Origin of the sequence: Curtobacterium sp. P97, from assembly GCF_023712445.1 — a bacterium.
In the GTDB taxonomy this organism is placed as follows: domain Bacteria; phylum Actinomycetota; class Actinomycetes; order Actinomycetales; family Microbacteriaceae; genus Curtobacterium.
Genome location: NZ_JAMAYF010000008.1, coordinates 175,684 through 191,038, shown reverse-complemented (window position 1 = coordinate 191,038; position 15,355 = coordinate 175,684). Strand labels below are relative to the sequence as shown.

General features: G+C 70.4%; 15 protein-coding genes and 1 tRNA gene. 5 read left to right on the top strand and 11 right to left on the bottom strand.

The genetic code is table 11. The features are described 5' to 3' along the window. Positions 1-74 precede the first annotated feature (74 nt). The 3 genes from M3677_RS10760 to M3677_RS10750 form a co-directional block, all read right to left on the bottom strand. Positions 75-344 (bottom strand): GlsB/YeaQ/YmgE family stress response membrane protein, encoded by a 270-nt coding sequence (locus tag M3677_RS10760; protein WP_066651839.1) that lies wholly within the window; start codon positions 342-344, stop codon positions 75-77. Between the two features lie 203 nt (positions 345-547). Continuing rightward, entirely contained in the window at positions 548-865 is a 318-nt protein-coding gene (locus tag M3677_RS10755) for a hypothetical protein (RefSeq protein ID WP_251160521.1), read from the bottom strand. A 44-nt stretch (positions 866-909) separates the two neighbouring features. Next, positions 910-983: transfer RNA gene (locus tag M3677_RS10750), tRNA-Gly, on the bottom strand. A gap of 217 nt (positions 984-1,200) precedes the next feature. Here M3677_RS10750 and M3677_RS10745 point away from each other — a divergent pair. Continuing rightward, positions 1,201-2,280 carry a DUF6177 family protein gene (locus M3677_RS10745; RefSeq protein WP_251160520.1) on the top strand — a complete coding sequence of 360 codons (1,080 nt, stop codon included), beginning with the start codon at positions 1,201-1,203 and terminating at the stop codon, positions 2,278-2,280. Positions 2,281-2,305: 25 nt separating this feature from the next. Continuing rightward, complete coding sequence (locus tag M3677_RS10740; protein ID WP_251160519.1) at positions 2,306-2,617, top strand: hypothetical protein; 312 nt, start codon at positions 2,306-2,308, stop codon at positions 2,615-2,617. Between the two features lie 45 nt (positions 2,618-2,662). On the opposite strand, the gene M3677_RS10735 is transcribed toward M3677_RS10740, so the two are convergent. Beyond that, complete coding sequence (locus M3677_RS10735) at positions 2,663-4,708, bottom strand: cytochrome c oxidase assembly protein (protein ID WP_251160518.1); 2,046 nt, start codon at positions 4,706-4,708, stop codon at positions 2,663-2,665. An 86-nt stretch (positions 4,709-4,794) separates the two neighbouring features. Continuing rightward, positions 4,795-5,910 carry a GNAT family N-acetyltransferase gene (locus M3677_RS10730; protein WP_209684194.1) on the bottom strand — a complete coding sequence of 372 codons (1,116 nt, stop codon included), beginning with the start codon at positions 5,908-5,910 and terminating at the stop codon, positions 4,795-4,797. 102 nt (positions 5,911-6,012) lie between these two features. Here M3677_RS10730 and dcd point away from each other — a divergent pair, with 102 nt between their 5' ends. The 3 genes from dcd (at position 6,013) to M3677_RS10715 (ending at position 7,623) form a co-directional block, all read left to right on the top strand. Beyond that, positions 6,013-6,600, top strand: a complete 588-nt coding sequence (dcd, locus tag M3677_RS10725; protein ID WP_209684193.1) for a dCTP deaminase — start codon at positions 6,013-6,015, stop codon at positions 6,598-6,600. A gap of 97 nt (positions 6,601-6,697) precedes the next feature. Further along, the gene (locus M3677_RS10720; protein ID WP_066651859.1) at positions 6,698-7,207 is read left to right on the top strand and encodes an XRE family transcriptional regulator; all 510 of its coding nucleotides are present in this window, start codon (positions 6,698-6,700) and stop codon (positions 7,205-7,207) included. A gap of 20 nt (positions 7,208-7,227) precedes the next feature. Continuing rightward, on the top strand, positions 7,228-7,623 hold the full coding sequence (locus tag M3677_RS10715; RefSeq protein ID WP_251160517.1) for a DUF86 domain-containing protein: 396 nt from the start codon (positions 7,228-7,230) through the stop codon (positions 7,621-7,623). Positions 7,624-7,885: 262 nt separating this feature from the next. Here M3677_RS10715 and M3677_RS10710 read toward each other — a convergent pair whose 3' ends face one another. The 6 genes from M3677_RS10710 to idi all read right to left on the bottom strand — a co-directional run bounded on the left by M3677_RS10710 (position 7,886) and on the right by idi (position 15,351). Beyond that, positions 7,886-9,001: a sugar-binding protein gene (locus M3677_RS10710; RefSeq protein WP_066651861.1), complete on the bottom strand. Its 1,116-nt coding sequence runs from the start codon at positions 8,999-9,001 to the stop codon at positions 7,886-7,888. An 85-nt stretch (positions 9,002-9,086) separates the two neighbouring features. Beyond that, positions 9,087-10,379 (bottom strand): multiple monosaccharide ABC transporter permease, encoded by a 1,293-nt coding sequence (mmsB, locus tag M3677_RS10705; RefSeq protein ID WP_209684191.1) that lies wholly within the window; start codon positions 10,377-10,379, stop codon positions 9,087-9,089. Further along, entirely contained in the window at positions 10,376-11,899 is a 1,524-nt protein-coding gene (gene mmsA / locus M3677_RS10700) for a multiple monosaccharide ABC transporter ATP-binding protein (protein WP_209676583.1), read from the bottom strand. Before mmsA ends, mmsB begins: the two co-directional genes overlap by 4 nt. A gap of 442 nt (positions 11,900-12,341) precedes the next feature. Next, entirely contained in the window at positions 12,342-13,361 is a 1,020-nt protein-coding gene (locus M3677_RS10695; protein WP_066651865.1) for a LacI family DNA-binding transcriptional regulator, read from the bottom strand. A gap of 104 nt (positions 13,362-13,465) precedes the next feature. Then, positions 13,466-14,551 (bottom strand): magnesium and cobalt transport protein CorA, encoded by a 1,086-nt coding sequence (locus tag M3677_RS10690; RefSeq protein WP_251160516.1) that lies wholly within the window; start codon positions 14,549-14,551, stop codon positions 13,466-13,468. A 257-nt stretch (positions 14,552-14,808) separates the two neighbouring features. Next, positions 14,809-15,351: an isopentenyl-diphosphate Delta-isomerase gene (idi, locus tag M3677_RS10685; RefSeq protein WP_066651866.1), complete on the bottom strand. Its 543-nt coding sequence runs from the start codon at positions 15,349-15,351 to the stop codon at positions 14,809-14,811. Positions 15,352-15,355 lie beyond the last annotated feature (4 nt).

Sequence of the window (15,355 nt, the reverse complement as noted above, 5' to 3'; positions counted from 1 at the left end):
GTGGTTTGGGGGTCACCGCGGGGGGGGGGGGTGCGGTCGGCCCCCCCGCCTCCCGTCGTCGTGGAGCTCGTGGACTACGCGCGGCTCCCGCGGCGGCCCGTGATGAGGCCCCAGATCACCAGCACGACGAGCGCGCCGAGGATCGCGATGATCCAGGACTGGATGCTGAAGAAGCCGTCGTAGCCGACGTTGAAGACCGCGCCGCCGATCCAGCCGCCGATGAGGGCGCCGATGACGCCGAGGACGAGCGTGGCGAGCCAGCCGCCGCCCTGCCGACCGGGGAGGATCAGCTTGGCGATGGCGCCGGCGATGAGGCCGAGGAGGATGAAGCCGAGGAAGCTCATGGGTGGTCCTTTCGTTGTGCGGACGTGCGTGATGTGTGGGTCCGGGACGCCGGAGGTGGGGTGAGCCGCTCGGGACTGGAGCACGAGGGCCGCCGGCTCCGTCGGGAGCCCACACGGTGCATCGACCGTTGACGCGTTCGTCCAACGAGGTCTACCAGGCGCTGCCCGGGCGGGTTCGGAGCCGCGTGTACCTCACCGAGGCGTCAGCCCTGCTCGTCGGTGTCCTCCCGCGCGCGTCGCTGCTCCTCGGCGTACTCGGCGCGGAGCCCTCGACGGCCGGCGAGCCGTTGCAGGAGCTTCCGGAGGAAGAACGCCTCCATGACGACGGCGATCACGAACCCGGAGAGCGCGAACACGACGTGGGCGGCGTCGGAGCCGCTCGTGAGGACGATCATGGGGAACCCGACCACGAGCGCAGCGCCGCCGACGACGTTCCACCAGCACGCGACGATCCCGTCCGGCATGCGGTTCGACAGTCGCGGGTCGTCCGACGGATCGGTGCGATCCCACCAGGACGTCATGCACGCAGCGTAGCGAGGCTGACGACGGGCATCAGGAGGAGCAGTGGAGCGAGTGACGGGAATCGAACCCGCGCTACCAGCTTGGGAAGCTGGAGTTCTACCATTGAACTACACTCGCGCATCCCGCCGGACGGGACGCAGCAAGCCTAGCGGATTCTCCGCTGGACGCCAGCCGAACGCGCGCCGCACGGTCCGTGGCGGCGGTGGGCCGGGCCTCCCGGTCGGTCCGGCCCGGTCGCCGTGTCTCCCCTGTGAGGTCCCCTGGCCGACGGACACGTGTCGTCGGCGTGTGTACCGTCCAGGGGGTTCCGACGCCCTACCGGAGGAGGACCCGGATGGTCAGGCATCCCCTCATCGACGACGTGGTCGGCCCCGCCATCGTGGTCCGCTCCGCATCGCCGGTCGTGTGGTTGACGGAGTCGCTCGCCTCGCTGCTCCGTCGTGCGTCCGAGTCCGGCCGCACGGTCGTGCTCCGCACCGGCCAGGAGGCATCCGTCACCCCCGCCCTGCGGCACGCGCTGGGCGTGCACCAGGCAGCATGGGCCGTGGACGGTCCCGACGGCAGCATGCGGGACGGCCGCACCGGCGTCGCCGCCGCGGGCATCGAGGACTTCGTCCGCCGCGGGCCGGAACTCGTCGGTCCGCCGACGCCGGGACACCTCGCGTCGCAGGACTCGGTCCGCCAGATCAGCATCGACCTGACCCTGCGCCACCACGCCGGTCGGTCGGTCGACATGGGGACCGCGATCGAGGCCCTGTGCGAGACCGTCGGCACCTGTCCCACGCACTGGGGCACCAGTGAGCCGCTCACGGTGCCGTGGGACCGCTGGGTCGTCACGCAGTACGCCAAGCACGAGGCCCCGGAGGTCTCGACCTCGTACGCGCACGGCGAGGGGTTCTCGGCGACCATGACCGCGCACCTGCTCGACGGTGCGGTCGTCGAGACGATGTCCGCGGTGCTGACGATCCCCGAGCACGGTGCCGACCCGGCCCTCGCGTCGCGGCTCCTGGACGCGGTGCACCGCGTCGCCGACCAGGTCGAGCCGGTGTTCGGTGTCGTGATGCAGCGCCGCGGGGACGCCGACCACCTGGTCCGCGCCGTGGCGCACGAGGAACCGACCCCGCTGGCCGTCGTCGTCGGCCCGGAGGCGGCGGAGTTCCTCGACCGTGCCGGCGAGTGGCCGCCACCGCGCACGTCGACCTCGGGCTTCGGCGGCGGTGGGCTGGTCGTGCGCTTCGACGACGGGTGGGAGGCACTCGAGTCGTTCCTCGACCGCATCGACGAGGACCGCTTCCTGCAGCTCGTCGGTGGTGCTCCGCTCGACCCCGCACACGACGAGGGCGCGCTGGACGGCCACGACCGTGGGTCGCACGCCACCTCCGGACGGAGCACGGGCGGTCAGGGTGCCGCGTGACGTGACACTCCTCTGCCGTGGACCGGTGGAGACCCGCGACGTCGCCGAGGCGCTGCTGCTGCACGACGAGTCGTGGGGCGTCCGTGCACTCGACGACGGTCCGGTGCTGCAGGTCAGCCGCGACGCGACGCACCCGGTGATCACGGTGCTCGGTGTCCGACGGGTCGACTCGATCGACGAGGTCGCGCGGATCCTGCCGGACGCCCCGACGCTGTCCGCGCCGCTGTGGTGGGTGGACACGGTGACGCCGTTCGGCCCGGAGGGCGAGCCGGGTGTGACCGCTGCGCTCGAGGCGTCGATGGAGCTCGACGCCGTCTGCATCGTCCACGGCGACTGACCGGACGCAGGGACCGGACCCCGCCCGGTGCCGGGGGGATCGGTGTCAGTCGCGCTTGCTCATGGCGGCGAGCCGCTCGTTGTACGCCTTGAGGTCCGCGTCGCCGTCGCGCTCGGCCTTGCGGTCGAGGCGCTTGGCGTCCCGCTTGTCCGTCCGCACCCAGTTGCGCACCACGAGCAGCGCGACGAACACCATCGGCAGCTCGGACGCGCCCCAGGCGATGCCACCGCCCGTGTGCTGGTCGGCGAGCAGTGCCCGGTCGTCGGTCTGGCCGAGGGCGTGGAACCAGTCGGCCGCGAAGACGGACTGCGAGGTCATCACCGCGACGCCGAAGAAGGCGTGGAAGGCCAGGGTCGCCAGCAGCGCGATGATGAGGATCGGGTACTGCGGGCGCTTCGGACCCGGGTCGACGCCGACGAAGACCCAGAAGAACAGGTACCCGCTGAAGACGAAGTGCACGACCATCACGACGTGCCACTCGTGCGACTGCATCGCGTACTGGAACGCGGGGGTGAAGTAGAACACCACGAGCGACCCGGCGAAGATGACACCGGCGACGGCGGGCTGCGCGAGGAACTGCATCCACCGCGAGTGCGTGAAGAGCATGAGCCACTCGCGAGCGCCGCGCGACCCGTCGTTCCGCACCGGCAGGGTCCGCAGCGCCAGGAGCACCGGCCCGCCGAGCACGAGCGGCAGCGGCACGAACATCATGAGCAGCATGTGCTGGAGCATGTGCGACGAGAAGTGCACCATGCCGTAGACCGCCGGCCCGGCCGAGGTGGTCCAGATGAACAGCGCGCAGCCGAGCAACCACGCGATGGTCCGGCCGACCGGCCACGAGTCGCCGCGCTGCTTGAGCTTCCGCACCGACAGGAGGTACCAGCCGGCACCGACGACGGCGATCGCCAGGTACACCCAGTCGATGTGCCACTGCGTCAGGTAGGTCTGCACGGTCTGCGCCGGCGGGTACGTGTACCCGAGCAGGCCGGAGCGGGTGTCCTGCCCGGTCTCCGGCGTCTGCGGGATCGGCGGCTGCGAGCGGGACACGGCGACCGAGACGCCGATCGCGACGGCCATGAAGACGACCTCGGCCAGGGCGAACCGCACGAAGAGCTTCCGGTCGAGCGGCGCACGGAGAAGACCCGGCACGAGCTTCCGGCGTTGAGCGACCCCGGCGAGCCCGAGCAGCACGAGGATGACGGCCTTGACCGTGATGAGCCAGCCGTAGGTCGTCGTGACGAGGTCGGCGGGGCCGGTCAGGCGGAGCGAGGCGTTGACGATGCCCGAGAAGGCCACCGCGGCGAAGGCCCAGCCCGCGAGCGTCGAGTAGCGGGCGACGACCCGGCCGGTGGCGCCCTTCGTCCGCGTGCGGAGCAGCAGCACGGCGACGAGCCCGCCCGCCCAGACGCACACGGCGACCAGGTGCACGGCGAGCGAGTTCACCGCGTTCGCGTGCTCGAGGGCGCCCGCGGCGTGCCCGGAGAGTGCGAGGGGCAGCAGCGCGAAGAGCGCGGCGACGGTGGCGACCGCGAGCGTGGTGACCCGGGTGGCGAACACGGCGACGAGCGTCGCGACGAGGATCGCCGCGGCGGAGACGACGAGTGACTGGCCGATCTCGACCTGGAACGCGAAGAGCAGGAAGTTGCGGGCGAACACCGGGCTGGTGAGCGGGACGCCCAGGGTGTTGGCGCCGGTCAGCACGATGCCGACGACGGCCGCCAGGAACCACACGGCACCGGCTGCGGCACCCCACCGGGCGGCTCGGTGCTGCACGCTCGACATCGCACCGTGGTCCGTCTTCTTCGCGGGCAGCGCGAACGCGGCGACGATGAGCAGGCCGATGGCCAGCGCGGCGGTCGTGTCGTGCACCACGCGGGCGACCGGCAGGCCGTACTCGACCAGGTCACCGGCGGAGACGAGCTGCTGCGACGCGGTGAAGGCGCCGGTCACGGTCATGCCGAGCACGGCGCACGCCACGGCGAGGGGGATCGCGATGACCAGGACCGTCGCGACGGTGGTGGATCGCGCGGTGGTGGGGGCGGGGTCGGGTGCCGTGTCCCCGGGCTGCGTGGCGGCTGACGTGACGGTCATGACCGTCCAATGGTAGGTCGCCCGCCTGACACCCCGGTCCCAGTCCGGGACCGTCCCGCTCCCGACTCCCGACGTTCGATGGGCCGTCAGTCGCGGTGCTCCCAGATGCCCTCGCTGCCGACCCCGACGAACCCGACCGCCTCGTTGACGTCGAGCATCGGCCGGTTCTCCTCGGCGTTGGAGGTGACGATCGACGGCCGGCCCGGGAAGTCCCGCTCGACGGTCTCGATCCCGACCACCTTGAGGAGCCGTCCGAGTCGGTGCCCGCGGTGCTCGCGGAGCACGAGCGTGTCCCACTGCATCACGGCCCGATTGGGATCGTCCGGCACCTTGAGCTGACTGAAACCGGCCAGGGTGGTGCTCTCGACGTGTTCGACGGCGACGGTCAGCATGGTGTGCGGCCCGCTCGCGAGCTGCTCTTCGGACTCCCGGACGCGGTCGGCGGTCCAGACGTCCTCGGGCTCCTGCATGTCGCCCTCCGGCGCGTCGGTGCTCATCCGGGTGTGCAGCAACGCGAGGTCGTCGAGCCACCGCTCGGGGGTGGCGCCGGTCCACGTGTGCACTCGGTAGCCGGGACCGGCCGCCGTCGCGGCGCGGTCGTGCAGCTCCCGGACGACGGAGACGTCGGCGGGGAGCCCGAGCCGACTGATGCGGTTCACCTGCCCGAAGCGCCAGCCGCGTCCGGTCAGGAAGCGCACCGCCGCCTCGTCCTCGGGGACGGCGCCGGAGCCCGTCGGGGCCTGGCGGTACCCGGGCCCGTCGCCGGGACCGACCTGCCGCGAGACCGCGTACGTCTTCCACTGCGTGCGGCCCTCGGTCCGGGCGAGCTGCTCGAGGTGGTCGGCGAGCAGCGTGCCGAACCCCCGGCGTTGTCGGTCGGGGCGGACACCCACCGACAGCCAGCAGTTCGTCGTGCCCGGCTCGGTCTTCGAGTCGTACGAGCCCGCGGCCACGACGTCGCCGGTGTCGTCGCGCACGACGAACAGGCGGCTCGGCGATCCCGGCTCGTGGCACATCGGCAGGTACTCGGCCGGGGTCCACGGCAGTTCGGGCAGCCCGTGCACCGCGACCTCGGCGGCATCGGACACCGCGAGCCAGTCCGAGAACGCCCGCACCAGCTCCGGATCGTCGTCCATCGTCGCCGGCACGACGAGTTCCTCGACGACGAGCTGCCCGTCGACCGTGTCGGTGTGGTCGGCCATCGTTGCCCCCTGTGGTCGGCCGGTCGGACGGCCGTCGTCCGCCGCCCGGCAGGGCAGCCTCGCAGCATACCGGTGGCCGGACCCTGCCGCTAGGGTTGCTGCGTGCTGCTCTCCGACCGCGACATCACCGCCCAGCTCGCCGAGGGGCGGATCGGCCTCGACCCGTACGACTCCTCGCTCGTGCAGCCGTCGAGCATCGACGTCCGCCTCGACAAGTACTTCCGGCTGTTCGACAACCACAAGTACCCGCACATCGACCCGGCAGAGGACCAGCCCGAGCTCACCCGTCTCGTCGAGACCGACCCGGACGAGGCGTTCGTGCTGCACCCGGGGGAGTTCGTCCTCGGTTCGACGTTCGAGGTCGTGACGCTGCCGGACGACATCGCGGCACGCCTCGAGGGCAAGAGCTCGCTCGGTCGCCTCGGCCTCCTGACGCACTCGACGGCGGGCTTCATCGACCCGGGCTTCTCGGGCCACGTCACGCTCGAGCTGTCGAACGTCGCGACGCTGCCGATCAAGCTCTGGCCGGGCATGAAGATCGGGCAGCTCTGCTTCTTCCAGCTCTCGAGCCCGGCGGAGAAGCCGTACGGCTCTGCCGAGTACCAGTCGCGCTACCAGGGCCAGCGTGGTCCGACCCCGTCGCGCTCGGCGCTGAACTTCCACCGCGCGGACGTCTCGCAGCGCGACTGACCGCGGGCGGGGCCGATCACGCCCGCCCGGAGGCCGCCGCGGGACCGGTGATGTACTACTGCACGGCGAAATGTCGCACTCTGTGTATCGTTGCTGCATGGCCGAAGCACCGACCCGTGCGCCGCAGCCGGTGGTGGCGTCCGAGATCATCCGCGACGCCCGACTGCGCGCCGGACTGACCCAGGTGCAGCTCGCCGCTCGCGCCGGGGTCACGCAGAGTGTGATCAGCACGTACGAGAACGGTCGGCGGGAACCGTCGCTCGCGGCACTGCAGCGGCTCGTCCGTGCTGCGGGGTTCGAGGCATCGGTCGACCTGCTCCCGGTGGACGCTCCGCCTCCCCTGGTCGATCGCATCGCGGCCGCGCGCGACGCCCTGGTCGCGGCGGTGGAGCGCAACGGCGGTGCCGCACCCCGCGTCCTGTGCACCACCGGCTCCCGGCGGCGAGCCGAGTCCGTCGGGCTGCTCGTGGACCTCGAGCCCGGTGCCGGCATCTTCACCCTCATGCGGATCCAGGACGAGGCGGAGCGGCTGCTCGGTGTCGACGTCGAGGTGCTCGACGCCCTGTGCGCCGGGTCGGACCTGCACCGTGCAGCGGTCCCGCTGTGACGGGTGCCACGGGACCGGAGGTGGACGAACGGCTCGACGCGGTCGTGCGCGCGTGCGAGGCGATCGAGCGCTACGTCGCGGACGCCGCTCCGTCGGACGTCGTGCTCGACGCGGTCCGGATGCGGTTGGTCGAGATCGGCACGGTGGTCGCGGCCCTGCCCGGTGTCCTCACGGCGACCGAGCCCGAGATCCCGTGGGCGCGTCTCGCCGGCGTGGGGGACCGGTTGACCGGCCGACGCCGGGGGGTGACCTCGTCGGTGCTGCTGTGGACGGCACGCGTCGACGTGCCACGGCTGCGGGAGGCGGCCGAGCGGTTGCGCGCGACGGGTGCGACCCACGTCCTTCCGGGCGATCCGGCGCACCCGGACGGCGAGCCCTCCGACCCGGCCGGCGAGCCCTCCGACCCGGCCGGCTGACGGACGGGAGGCCCGTGGCGGCCGCGTCCCGTGCCTCCCGTCCGGCGCTCCGTCCGTCCCGCGAGACGGGGGCGTCTGCGCGAGACGCACCGCGGCCACCGAGACGCCCCCGGAACCGGAGGCGTCTCGCGGGCGTGGCGGCGCCTGGCCGGGACACCGGCGTCTCGACGCCGGTGTCCCGGGACGCGGGAAGGCCCCGTCTCGCCGGAGCGAGACGGGGCCTTCCTCGTGCTGTGGTGCTGTGGTGCTGCCGTGGAGGGGATCAGCCCTTCTTGGCGAGCTCCTCGAGGGTGTCGTTGCCCTTGTAGGCCTCGACCGCGTTCTCCTTGGTGACCAGGACCGGGGTCAGCTCGACGGCCGGCACGACCTTCTTGCCGTTGTCGTTGTTCTTGTCCTCGGTGGTCTTCGGGGTCTTGCCGTCGGCCAGGTCGGAGACCAGGTCGATCGCGGCCTGCGCCTCTTCGGTGGTGTTCTTGTAGATGGTCGAGTACTGCTCGCCCTGCATGATCAGCGGGATCGAGGCGGTCTCGGAGTCCTGACCGGTGACGACCGGGTTCGGCTTACCAGCAGCCTTGGTGGCGGTCAGGATCGCGCGGGCCAGGGTGTCGTTCGGCGACAGGACGCCGTCGAGCTCGGTGTTCGTGTACGACTTCGTCAGGATGTCGGTCATGCGCGACTGAGCGTTCTGCGCGAGCCAGCCCTGGGTGTTCGTCTTCGAGAACGAGGTCTGACCCGAGACGACCTTGAGGGTGCCGTCGTCGATCTTCGGCTGGAGCACGTCCATGGCGCCGTTGAAGAAGACCTTCGCGTTGGCGTCGTCGGGCGAGCCGGAGAAGAGCTCGATGTTGTACGGGCCGCTCGACTTCTTGGCCTTCATGCCGTCGAGCAGGGCCTGGCCCTGCAGCTGGCCGACCTTGAAGTTGTTGAACGCGACGTAGTAGTCGACGTCGTCGGTGTTCAGGATGTTGCGGTCCCAGGCGATGACGACGGCGCCGGACTTCTTGGCGGCGGCGACCTGCGTGCCGAGCTGCGAACCGTCGGCGGCACCGATGATGATCGCCTTCGCGCCCTTGGTGACCATCGACTGGATCTGGCCCTGCTGGTCCGGGACCGGGTTGCCGGCGTTGGCGTACTGGATGTCGGCCTTGAAGCCGGCGTCCTCGATCGACTTCTCGAACGCGGCACCCGCGAGGACCCAGTTCTGCGAGGTCTTGGCGGGGAGCGCGACGCCGATCAGGTCGCCCTTCTTGATCTGGACGTTCGAGGCGCCGCCCGACGAGTCCGAGCCGGCGTCCGAGTTGCCGCGGGCCGAGCAGCCGCTGAGGGCCAGACCCGCGACGAGTGCCAGGCCGATGCCGGCGATGAGCTTCTTGCGCATGAGATTGCTTTCTCTTCGTTGAGGAGTGGTGCTGTGTGGTGCGGGGATCGTGCGGGCGGCCACCGGAGCGGCCGCCCGCCACGTGTTACTGGACGTTGACCTTCTCGGGCTGGTCCTCGATGGTCCGCGGCTGCTGCGCGGCCACCGTGTTCTGTTCGGTGTCCTTGCGTTGGAACTGCTTCAACATCCCGCCGATCAGGGACGGACGCCCCTGCGACTTCGAGTAGACGTCGAAGGCGACGGCGACGAGCAGGACGAGACCGCGGATGATCTGGACGCGGTTGGACTCGAGGCCCACCAGCGACAGACCGTTGGACAGCAGGGCCATGACGAGACCACCGATGATCGATCCGGAGATCGTGCCGATGCCACCGGCGACCGCTGCGCCACCGACGAACACGGCGGCGATCGCGTCGAGCTCCCAGCCGGTGCCGTCCGCGGGGCCCGAGGCACCCGAGTAACCGACGAAGACCATGCCGGCGACGGCGGCCAGGACGGACATGTTCATCATGACGAAGAAGTTGACCTTGCGGGCGCTGACGCCGGACAGGACGGCGGCGTTCGCGTTGCCACCGACCGCGTAGACCTGGCGGCCGAAGATCGTGTTCTTGGTCAGGAAGCCGTAGACGATGGTCAGGACACCGAGGATGATCGCGACGATCGGGATCGACGTGCCGGCGGGGCCGGCGGCGAACAGGTACGTCGCGACGAGGGTGACGGCGACCAGGATGCCCGTGCGGACGATCGAGACCCAGAGCGGGACGAGCTCGGCCTGCATCTTCTTGCGACGCTGACGGCCGCGGAACTCGAGGAAGACGAGCACGAGGCAGGTGACGATGCCGAGGATGAGCGTGCCGTTCGAGAACCCGAAGTCCGGGCCGAAGTCGGGCAGGAAGCCCGAACCGATCTTCGCGTAGTCGTCCGGCACCGGCTGCGACGTCGAGTTGCCGATGATCTGGTTCGCACCGCGGAAGATGAGCTGGCCGGCCAGGGTCACGATGAAGGCCGGGACCTTCACGAACGCCACCCAGAAGCCCTGCCAGGCACCGACGGCTGCACCCACGGCGAGGCCGAGGATGATCGCGGCCCACGCCGGGAAGTTCCACTGCGCCATCGACTGGGCGACGATGATGCCGGTGAACGCCGCGACGGACCCGACCGACAGGTCGATGTGTCCCGCGATGATCACCATGACCATCCCCAGCGCCAGGATGAGGATGTAGGAGTACTGCAGGAACACGTTGATGATGTTCGTCGGCTCGAGGATGAGCCCGTTCGTCAGGATCGAGAACAGGATCAGGATCGCGATGAGCGCGATGATCATGCCGTACTGGCCGATGCTGTTGCCCTTGCCGAACAGCAGTTTCAGGTTCTTCATGAGATCAGTGCGCCCTTCCGCGCGGAGGTCATGCTGCGCATGAGGGTCTCGGGGTCGGCCTGGTCCGCGGGGACGTCGGCGGTGATCTGGCCCTCGAAGATCGTGTAGATCCGGTCGGAGAGGCCGAGGAGTTCGGGGAGCTCGGAGGAGATGAGGATGATGCCCTTCCCCTGTGCCGCGAGCTGCTGGATGATGCCGTAGATCTCGAACTTCGCGCCGACGTCGATGCCGCGGGTGGGCTCGTCGAGGATCAGCAGGTCCGGGTCGGTGAACATCCACTTGGACAGGACGACCTTCTGCTGGTTCCCGCCGGACAGCTTGCCGACGTTCTCCTCGACGGTCGGCACCTTGGTGCGGAGCATCTTGCGGTAGCGCTCGGCGACGTCGTACTCCTCGAGGGAGTCGACGACACCGGCCTTCGAGATCTTCGGCAGATCGGCGGCGACCGTGGAGCGCTTCACCGTGTCGAGCAGGTTCAGACCGAGGGCCTTGCGGTCCTCGGAGACGTAGCCGAGGCCGTTCTGGATCGCCTGCTGGACGTTCGCGATCTTGATCTCGCGGCCGTCCTTGATGATCTGGCCGTCGATGAAGTTGCCGTACGAGCGGCCGAAGATGCTCATCGCGAGCTCGGTGCGGCCGGCGCCCATCAGGCCCGCGAAGCCGACGATCTCGCCGCGGCGGACGTGGAAGTTCGAGCCCTTCGCGACCAGGCGCGAGGCGTCCTGCGGGTGCTGGACGGTCCAGTTCTTGACCTCGAAGAAGACCTCGCCGATCTTCGGCGTGCGGTCCGGGAACCGGCTCTCGAGCGAGCGGCCGACCATCCCGCGGATGATGCGGTCCTCGTTGACGCCGTCGCCCTTCACGTTGAGCGTCTCGATCGCCTTGCCGTCACGGATGATCGTGATCTCGTCGGCGATCTGCTCGATCTCGTTGAGCTTGTGGCTGATGATGATGCTCGCGATGCCCTTGGACTTCAGCCCGACGATGAGGTCGAGCAGGTGCTGCGAGTCGTTCTCGTTCAGGGCCGCGGTCGGCTCGTCGAGGATGAGGAGCTTGACGTCCTTGTGCAGGGCCTTCGCGATCTCGACGAGCTGCTGCTTGCCGACACCGAGGTTCTTGATCTGCGTGTCCGGGTCCTCGTCGAGGCCGACGCGGGCGAGCAGGTCCTGGGCGCGGAGCTGGGCGCTGGTCCAGTCGATGACACCGAAGCGGCCGGGCTCGTTGCCGAGGAACAGGTTCTCGGTGATCGACAGCTCGGGGATGAGCGCGAGCTCCTGGTGGATGATGACGATGCCGGCCTGCTCGGACTGCTTGATGTCCTTGAAGCGGACCTCGTCGCCCTCGTAGACGATCTCGCCGCTGTAGGTGCCGTACGGGTAGACGCCCGACAGCACCTTCATGAGGGTGGACTTGCCGGCGCCGTTCTCGCCGCAGATCGCGTGGATCTCGCCGGCGCGGACGCTGAGCGACACGTCCGAGAGCGCCTTGACACCAGGGAACTCCTTGGTGATCGACCGCATCTCGAGGATGGTCTCGGCGCTGGTGACGGATCTGGTGGCCAGGTCCGGTCCCTGTGGGGTTGACGCCACGGTGCATCTCCTTCTGCCGCTGCGGTGCGGCAGTCCTTCGGGTGGTGAGGTGCGGCATCGGGGGCGCAGGAGTGCCTGCGTGGACCTCGTTGTCGCGTCCGGTGTCCTGCTCGGTGTGACGGTCATGTGACCGTTCACATCGGCGGAACGGAGGTAATTTACGCACAGCCCCGTCGCGGCTGTCAATTCGGTTCGGTCGCGTTTTCGTAACGGCCCGCGTGATCCGGCGGAATCCGCGTCCTGACGCCCCCCGAGGTGGGGTGGTCGGTCGTCACGCAGGGCGGACGGGAGGCGCGGGGCGGGGCCGCGACGGGCCTCCAGGCCGACGCGTGGTCGCGGTCCGGGCCGCGCGGCGCGGACCCGCGTGGTCGCGTCAGCGGCGCCGGGGTGCGCCCGTCGATCCGCGCACCACGAGCTGCGGCACGAGGTCGACCGGGCGGAGCGTGTGCCCCTCGGACGGCAGGAGCAGTTCGACGCAGCGCCGACCGAGCTCGGGGAAGTCGACCTCCACCGTGGTCAGCGGCGGCCAGAGGTGCTTCGCTTCGGGGATGTCGTCGTAACCGACCACGGACAGGTCTCCCGGGACGTCGAGCCCGTACGACCGCGCCGCGTGCATGACCCCGAGCGCCATCGCGTCGTTCGAGCAGAAGATCGCCGTGCAGTCCCGGTACCGCAGGAGCTCCCGGCCCGCGTGGTACCCGAAGTCCGCGGTCCAGTCGCCCAGGATCGGCGGCACGACGGGCATGTCCCGGTCGGACATCTCGCGCAGGAACCCCTGCATGCGGGCCTCGGCCTCGATCCAGTCCTGCGGCCCGGCGATGTGCCGGACGTACTCGTGGCCGAGGTCGAGCAGGTGCGCGGTCGCCAGCCGGGCACCCTCCATCTGGTCGATGAAGAGCGTCGAGCGCTCGTCCCCGCCGCTCGTGCGGAGCGCCACGTAGGGCGTCCGCATCCCGAGCTCCTCGATGAGGTCGAACACGCGCTGCTGCGGCGCGATGACGATGATCCCCTCGACGTCCTGGTCGAGCAGGTGCCCGAGACCGTCCCGGACCGCCTCGTCGGTGGCCGCCGCGATGTTCGCGGTCGTCACCGAGTAGCCGCGCGTGACGGCGGCGTCCTCGATCGCCTGCATCGTCGCGGCCGGTCCGTAGTGGGAGCGCTGCGCGGTGAGCACGCCGATGGTGTGCGTCCGACTGGTGACCAGGGCGCGCGCGGCGCGGTTCGGCCGGTACTGCAGCTGCTCCATCGCGGCGAGCACGCGGTCCTTGGTCTCGGCGCGGATGGCGTCCGAGTTGTTGAGCACGCGCGACACCGTCTGGTGCGAGACGCCGGCGACCCGCGCGACGTCACGGATGCTGGGCGAGCGCGGTTGCTGTGTCCGCGGTGACGCCATCGTTGCTCTCTCCTGCTCGGGGCCGTGGCACCTCGATGTGCACGTTCACATTCCGAGCCAGATCATTATGCACGTCCCCGCGCTGCACGCCAGCCGTACCCGTCTCAGAGCCAGTTGCGCTTCCGGAACACCAGCCACAGGATCCCCGCCAGGGCGAGCATCGCCACGATCGCGACCGGGTACCCGTACCGCCAGTGCAGCTCCGGCATGTGGTCGAAGTTCATGCCGTAGACGCCGGCGATGAGCCCCGGGGCGAAGAGGATGGCCGCCCAGGACGAGATCTTCTTGACCTCCTCGCCCTGGCGGTGCGCGGCCCGGGCGAGCTGCCGGCTCTCCTCGCCCTGCGCCAGGGAGGCGCTCGTCATCCGCCGCATCGCCTCGTTCTGCTCCTGCGTCACGAGGGTCGAGTGCAGCGTGAGGGCGTTCTCGAGCAGCGCCCGGAACGAGTCCACCCGCTCCGTCACGCGGAGGGCGTGGTCGAGCACGTTGCGCAGGCGGTGCTGCACCTCGTCGTCGACGCCGTACTTGTCGGCGCCCCGGAGCAGTCCGCGCACCATCGCCGGCACCGGGGCCGTGGCGCGCTGGAACCCGAGCACCTCGCTGAGCAGCTGGTAGATGCGCTTCGAGACGCCGGGGTCGACCTGGCCCGCGAACAGCTGGTCCTCGATGGCGTCGACCTGGTCCTGGATGACCCCGACGACCGGTGCGTAGCCGTCGACGATCTCGTCGAGCACGGCGGCGGTGACGGCTTCGGACCCCGTGGCGAGGAACTCCGGGTCGGCCTCGACCCGGCAGCGGACGGCGGCGAGGTCGGGCTCCTCGGCGTGCCGCACGGTCACCACGAACCGCCGACCGACGAAGAGGTGCACCTCGCCGAACTCCACCTCGTTCGTGTCGGCGCGGTGCCAGGCGGGTCGGAGCACCAGGAAGAGCGTGTCGCCGTACCGCTCGAGCTTGGCGCGCTGGTGTCCCTTGCGGGCGTCCTCGACGGCGTTCTCGTGCAGGTCGAACTCGGCGGCGACGGCCTCGAGCTCGGCGTCGTCGGGGCGCAGCAGGCCGATCCAGGCGAGCATGCCGTCCGCGGCCGTCGCCGTGGTGGTGACCGGGTCGGTGTCCGTGGCCCGGGGCAGGGTCGCTGGACCGCCGATGCGACGTCCTGCGACGTAGACGGCGTCGTCGATGCGTGCCATGTCGTGCTCCTCGTGCTCGGGAGCAGGCAGGCGCGATGCTCCGCGACGGAGCAGGGCGAGCACGGGCACCGGTCGAGCCGGTGCGGAGCGTGCGTCAGCGAACGGGCACGGTGACGACCGGGGCGGTCGTCCGGCCCGATCGAGGATGGTCACCCGACATCGCGCCTCACCTGCCCTTCTCGTCGTCCGCGGTCGCCAGGGCGCGACCAGCGGGCCACGTTACCCGGAGGGTGGACGTGCGTCGAGTGAGCGATCGCTCAGCGGGTGACGCGCAGTCCCTGCTGCTCGAGCTCCGTGAGCTGCCACCCGAGCCAGGGGCTCCAGGCGAACGGTGCCGCGGCGACCGATGCCCGCAGTTCGTCCTCGGAGAGCCAGGCGTACTCGGCGACCTCGTCGTCCGCGGGGGCCGGGACGTCGTCGGTCACGGCGCGGAACACCGGGCAGACCTCGTTCTCGACGATGCCCGAGGCGTCGACCGCGCGGTACCGGAAGTCGGGCAGCACGAGCTCGACGTCGCGCACGGTGATGCCGAGTTCGCGGGAGGCGCGGCGGGCGACGGCGTCCTCGAACGCCTCGTCCGGTCCGGGGTGCCCGCAGAACGTGTTCGTCCACACCCCCGGCCAGGTCTTCTTCGACAGGGCGCGACGGGTCACGAGGACCTTGCCCTCGGCGTTCCGCACGTGGCACGAGAAGGCGAGGTGGAGCGGGGTGTCCTCGGTGTGCACCGCGAACTTCTCGGCGGTGCCGATGGGAGTGCGGTCTTCGGCGAGCAGGACGACGGATTCCGGGAAAGTGTTCATCTGC

Coding starts and splice junctions, on each gene's coding strand:
- M3677_RS10760 (WP_066651839.1), bottom strand. CDS start 344: ATGAGCTTCCTCGGCTTCATCCTCCTCGGCCTCATCGCCGGCGCCATC.
- M3677_RS10755 (WP_251160521.1), bottom strand. CDS start 865: ATGACGTCCTGGTGGGATCGCACCGATCCGTCGGACGACCCGCGACTG.
- M3677_RS10745 (WP_251160520.1), top strand. CDS start 1,201: ATGGTCAGGCATCCCCTCATCGACGACGTGGTCGGCCCCGCCATCGTG.
- M3677_RS10735 (WP_251160518.1), bottom strand. CDS start 4,708: ATGACCGTCACGTCAGCCGCCACGCAGCCCGGGGACACGGCACCCGAC.
- M3677_RS10730 (WP_209684194.1), bottom strand. CDS start 5,910: ATGGCCGACCACACCGACACGGTCGACGGGCAGCTCGTCGTCGAGGAA.
- M3677_RS10720 (WP_066651859.1), top strand. CDS start 6,698: ATGGCCGAAGCACCGACCCGTGCGCCGCAGCCGGTGGTGGCGTCCGAG.
- M3677_RS10710 (WP_066651861.1), bottom strand. CDS start 9,001: ATGCGCAAGAAGCTCATCGCCGGCATCGGCCTGGCACTCGTCGCGGGT.
- mmsB (WP_209684191.1), bottom strand. CDS start 10,379: ATGAAGAACCTGAAACTGCTGTTCGGCAAGGGCAACAGCATCGGCCAG.
- mmsA (WP_209676583.1), bottom strand. CDS start 11,899: ATGCGGTCGATCACCAAGGAGTTCCCTGGTGTCAAGGCGCTCTCGGAC.
- M3677_RS10695 (WP_066651865.1), bottom strand. CDS start 13,361: ATGGCGTCACCGCGGACACAGCAACCGCGCTCGCCCAGCATCCGTGAC.
- M3677_RS10690 (WP_251160516.1), bottom strand. CDS start 14,551: ATGGCACGCATCGACGACGCCGTCTACGTCGCAGGACGTCGCATCGGC.
- idi (WP_066651866.1), bottom strand. CDS start 15,351: ATGAACACTTTCCCGGAATCCGTCGTCCTGCTCGCCGAAGACCGCACT.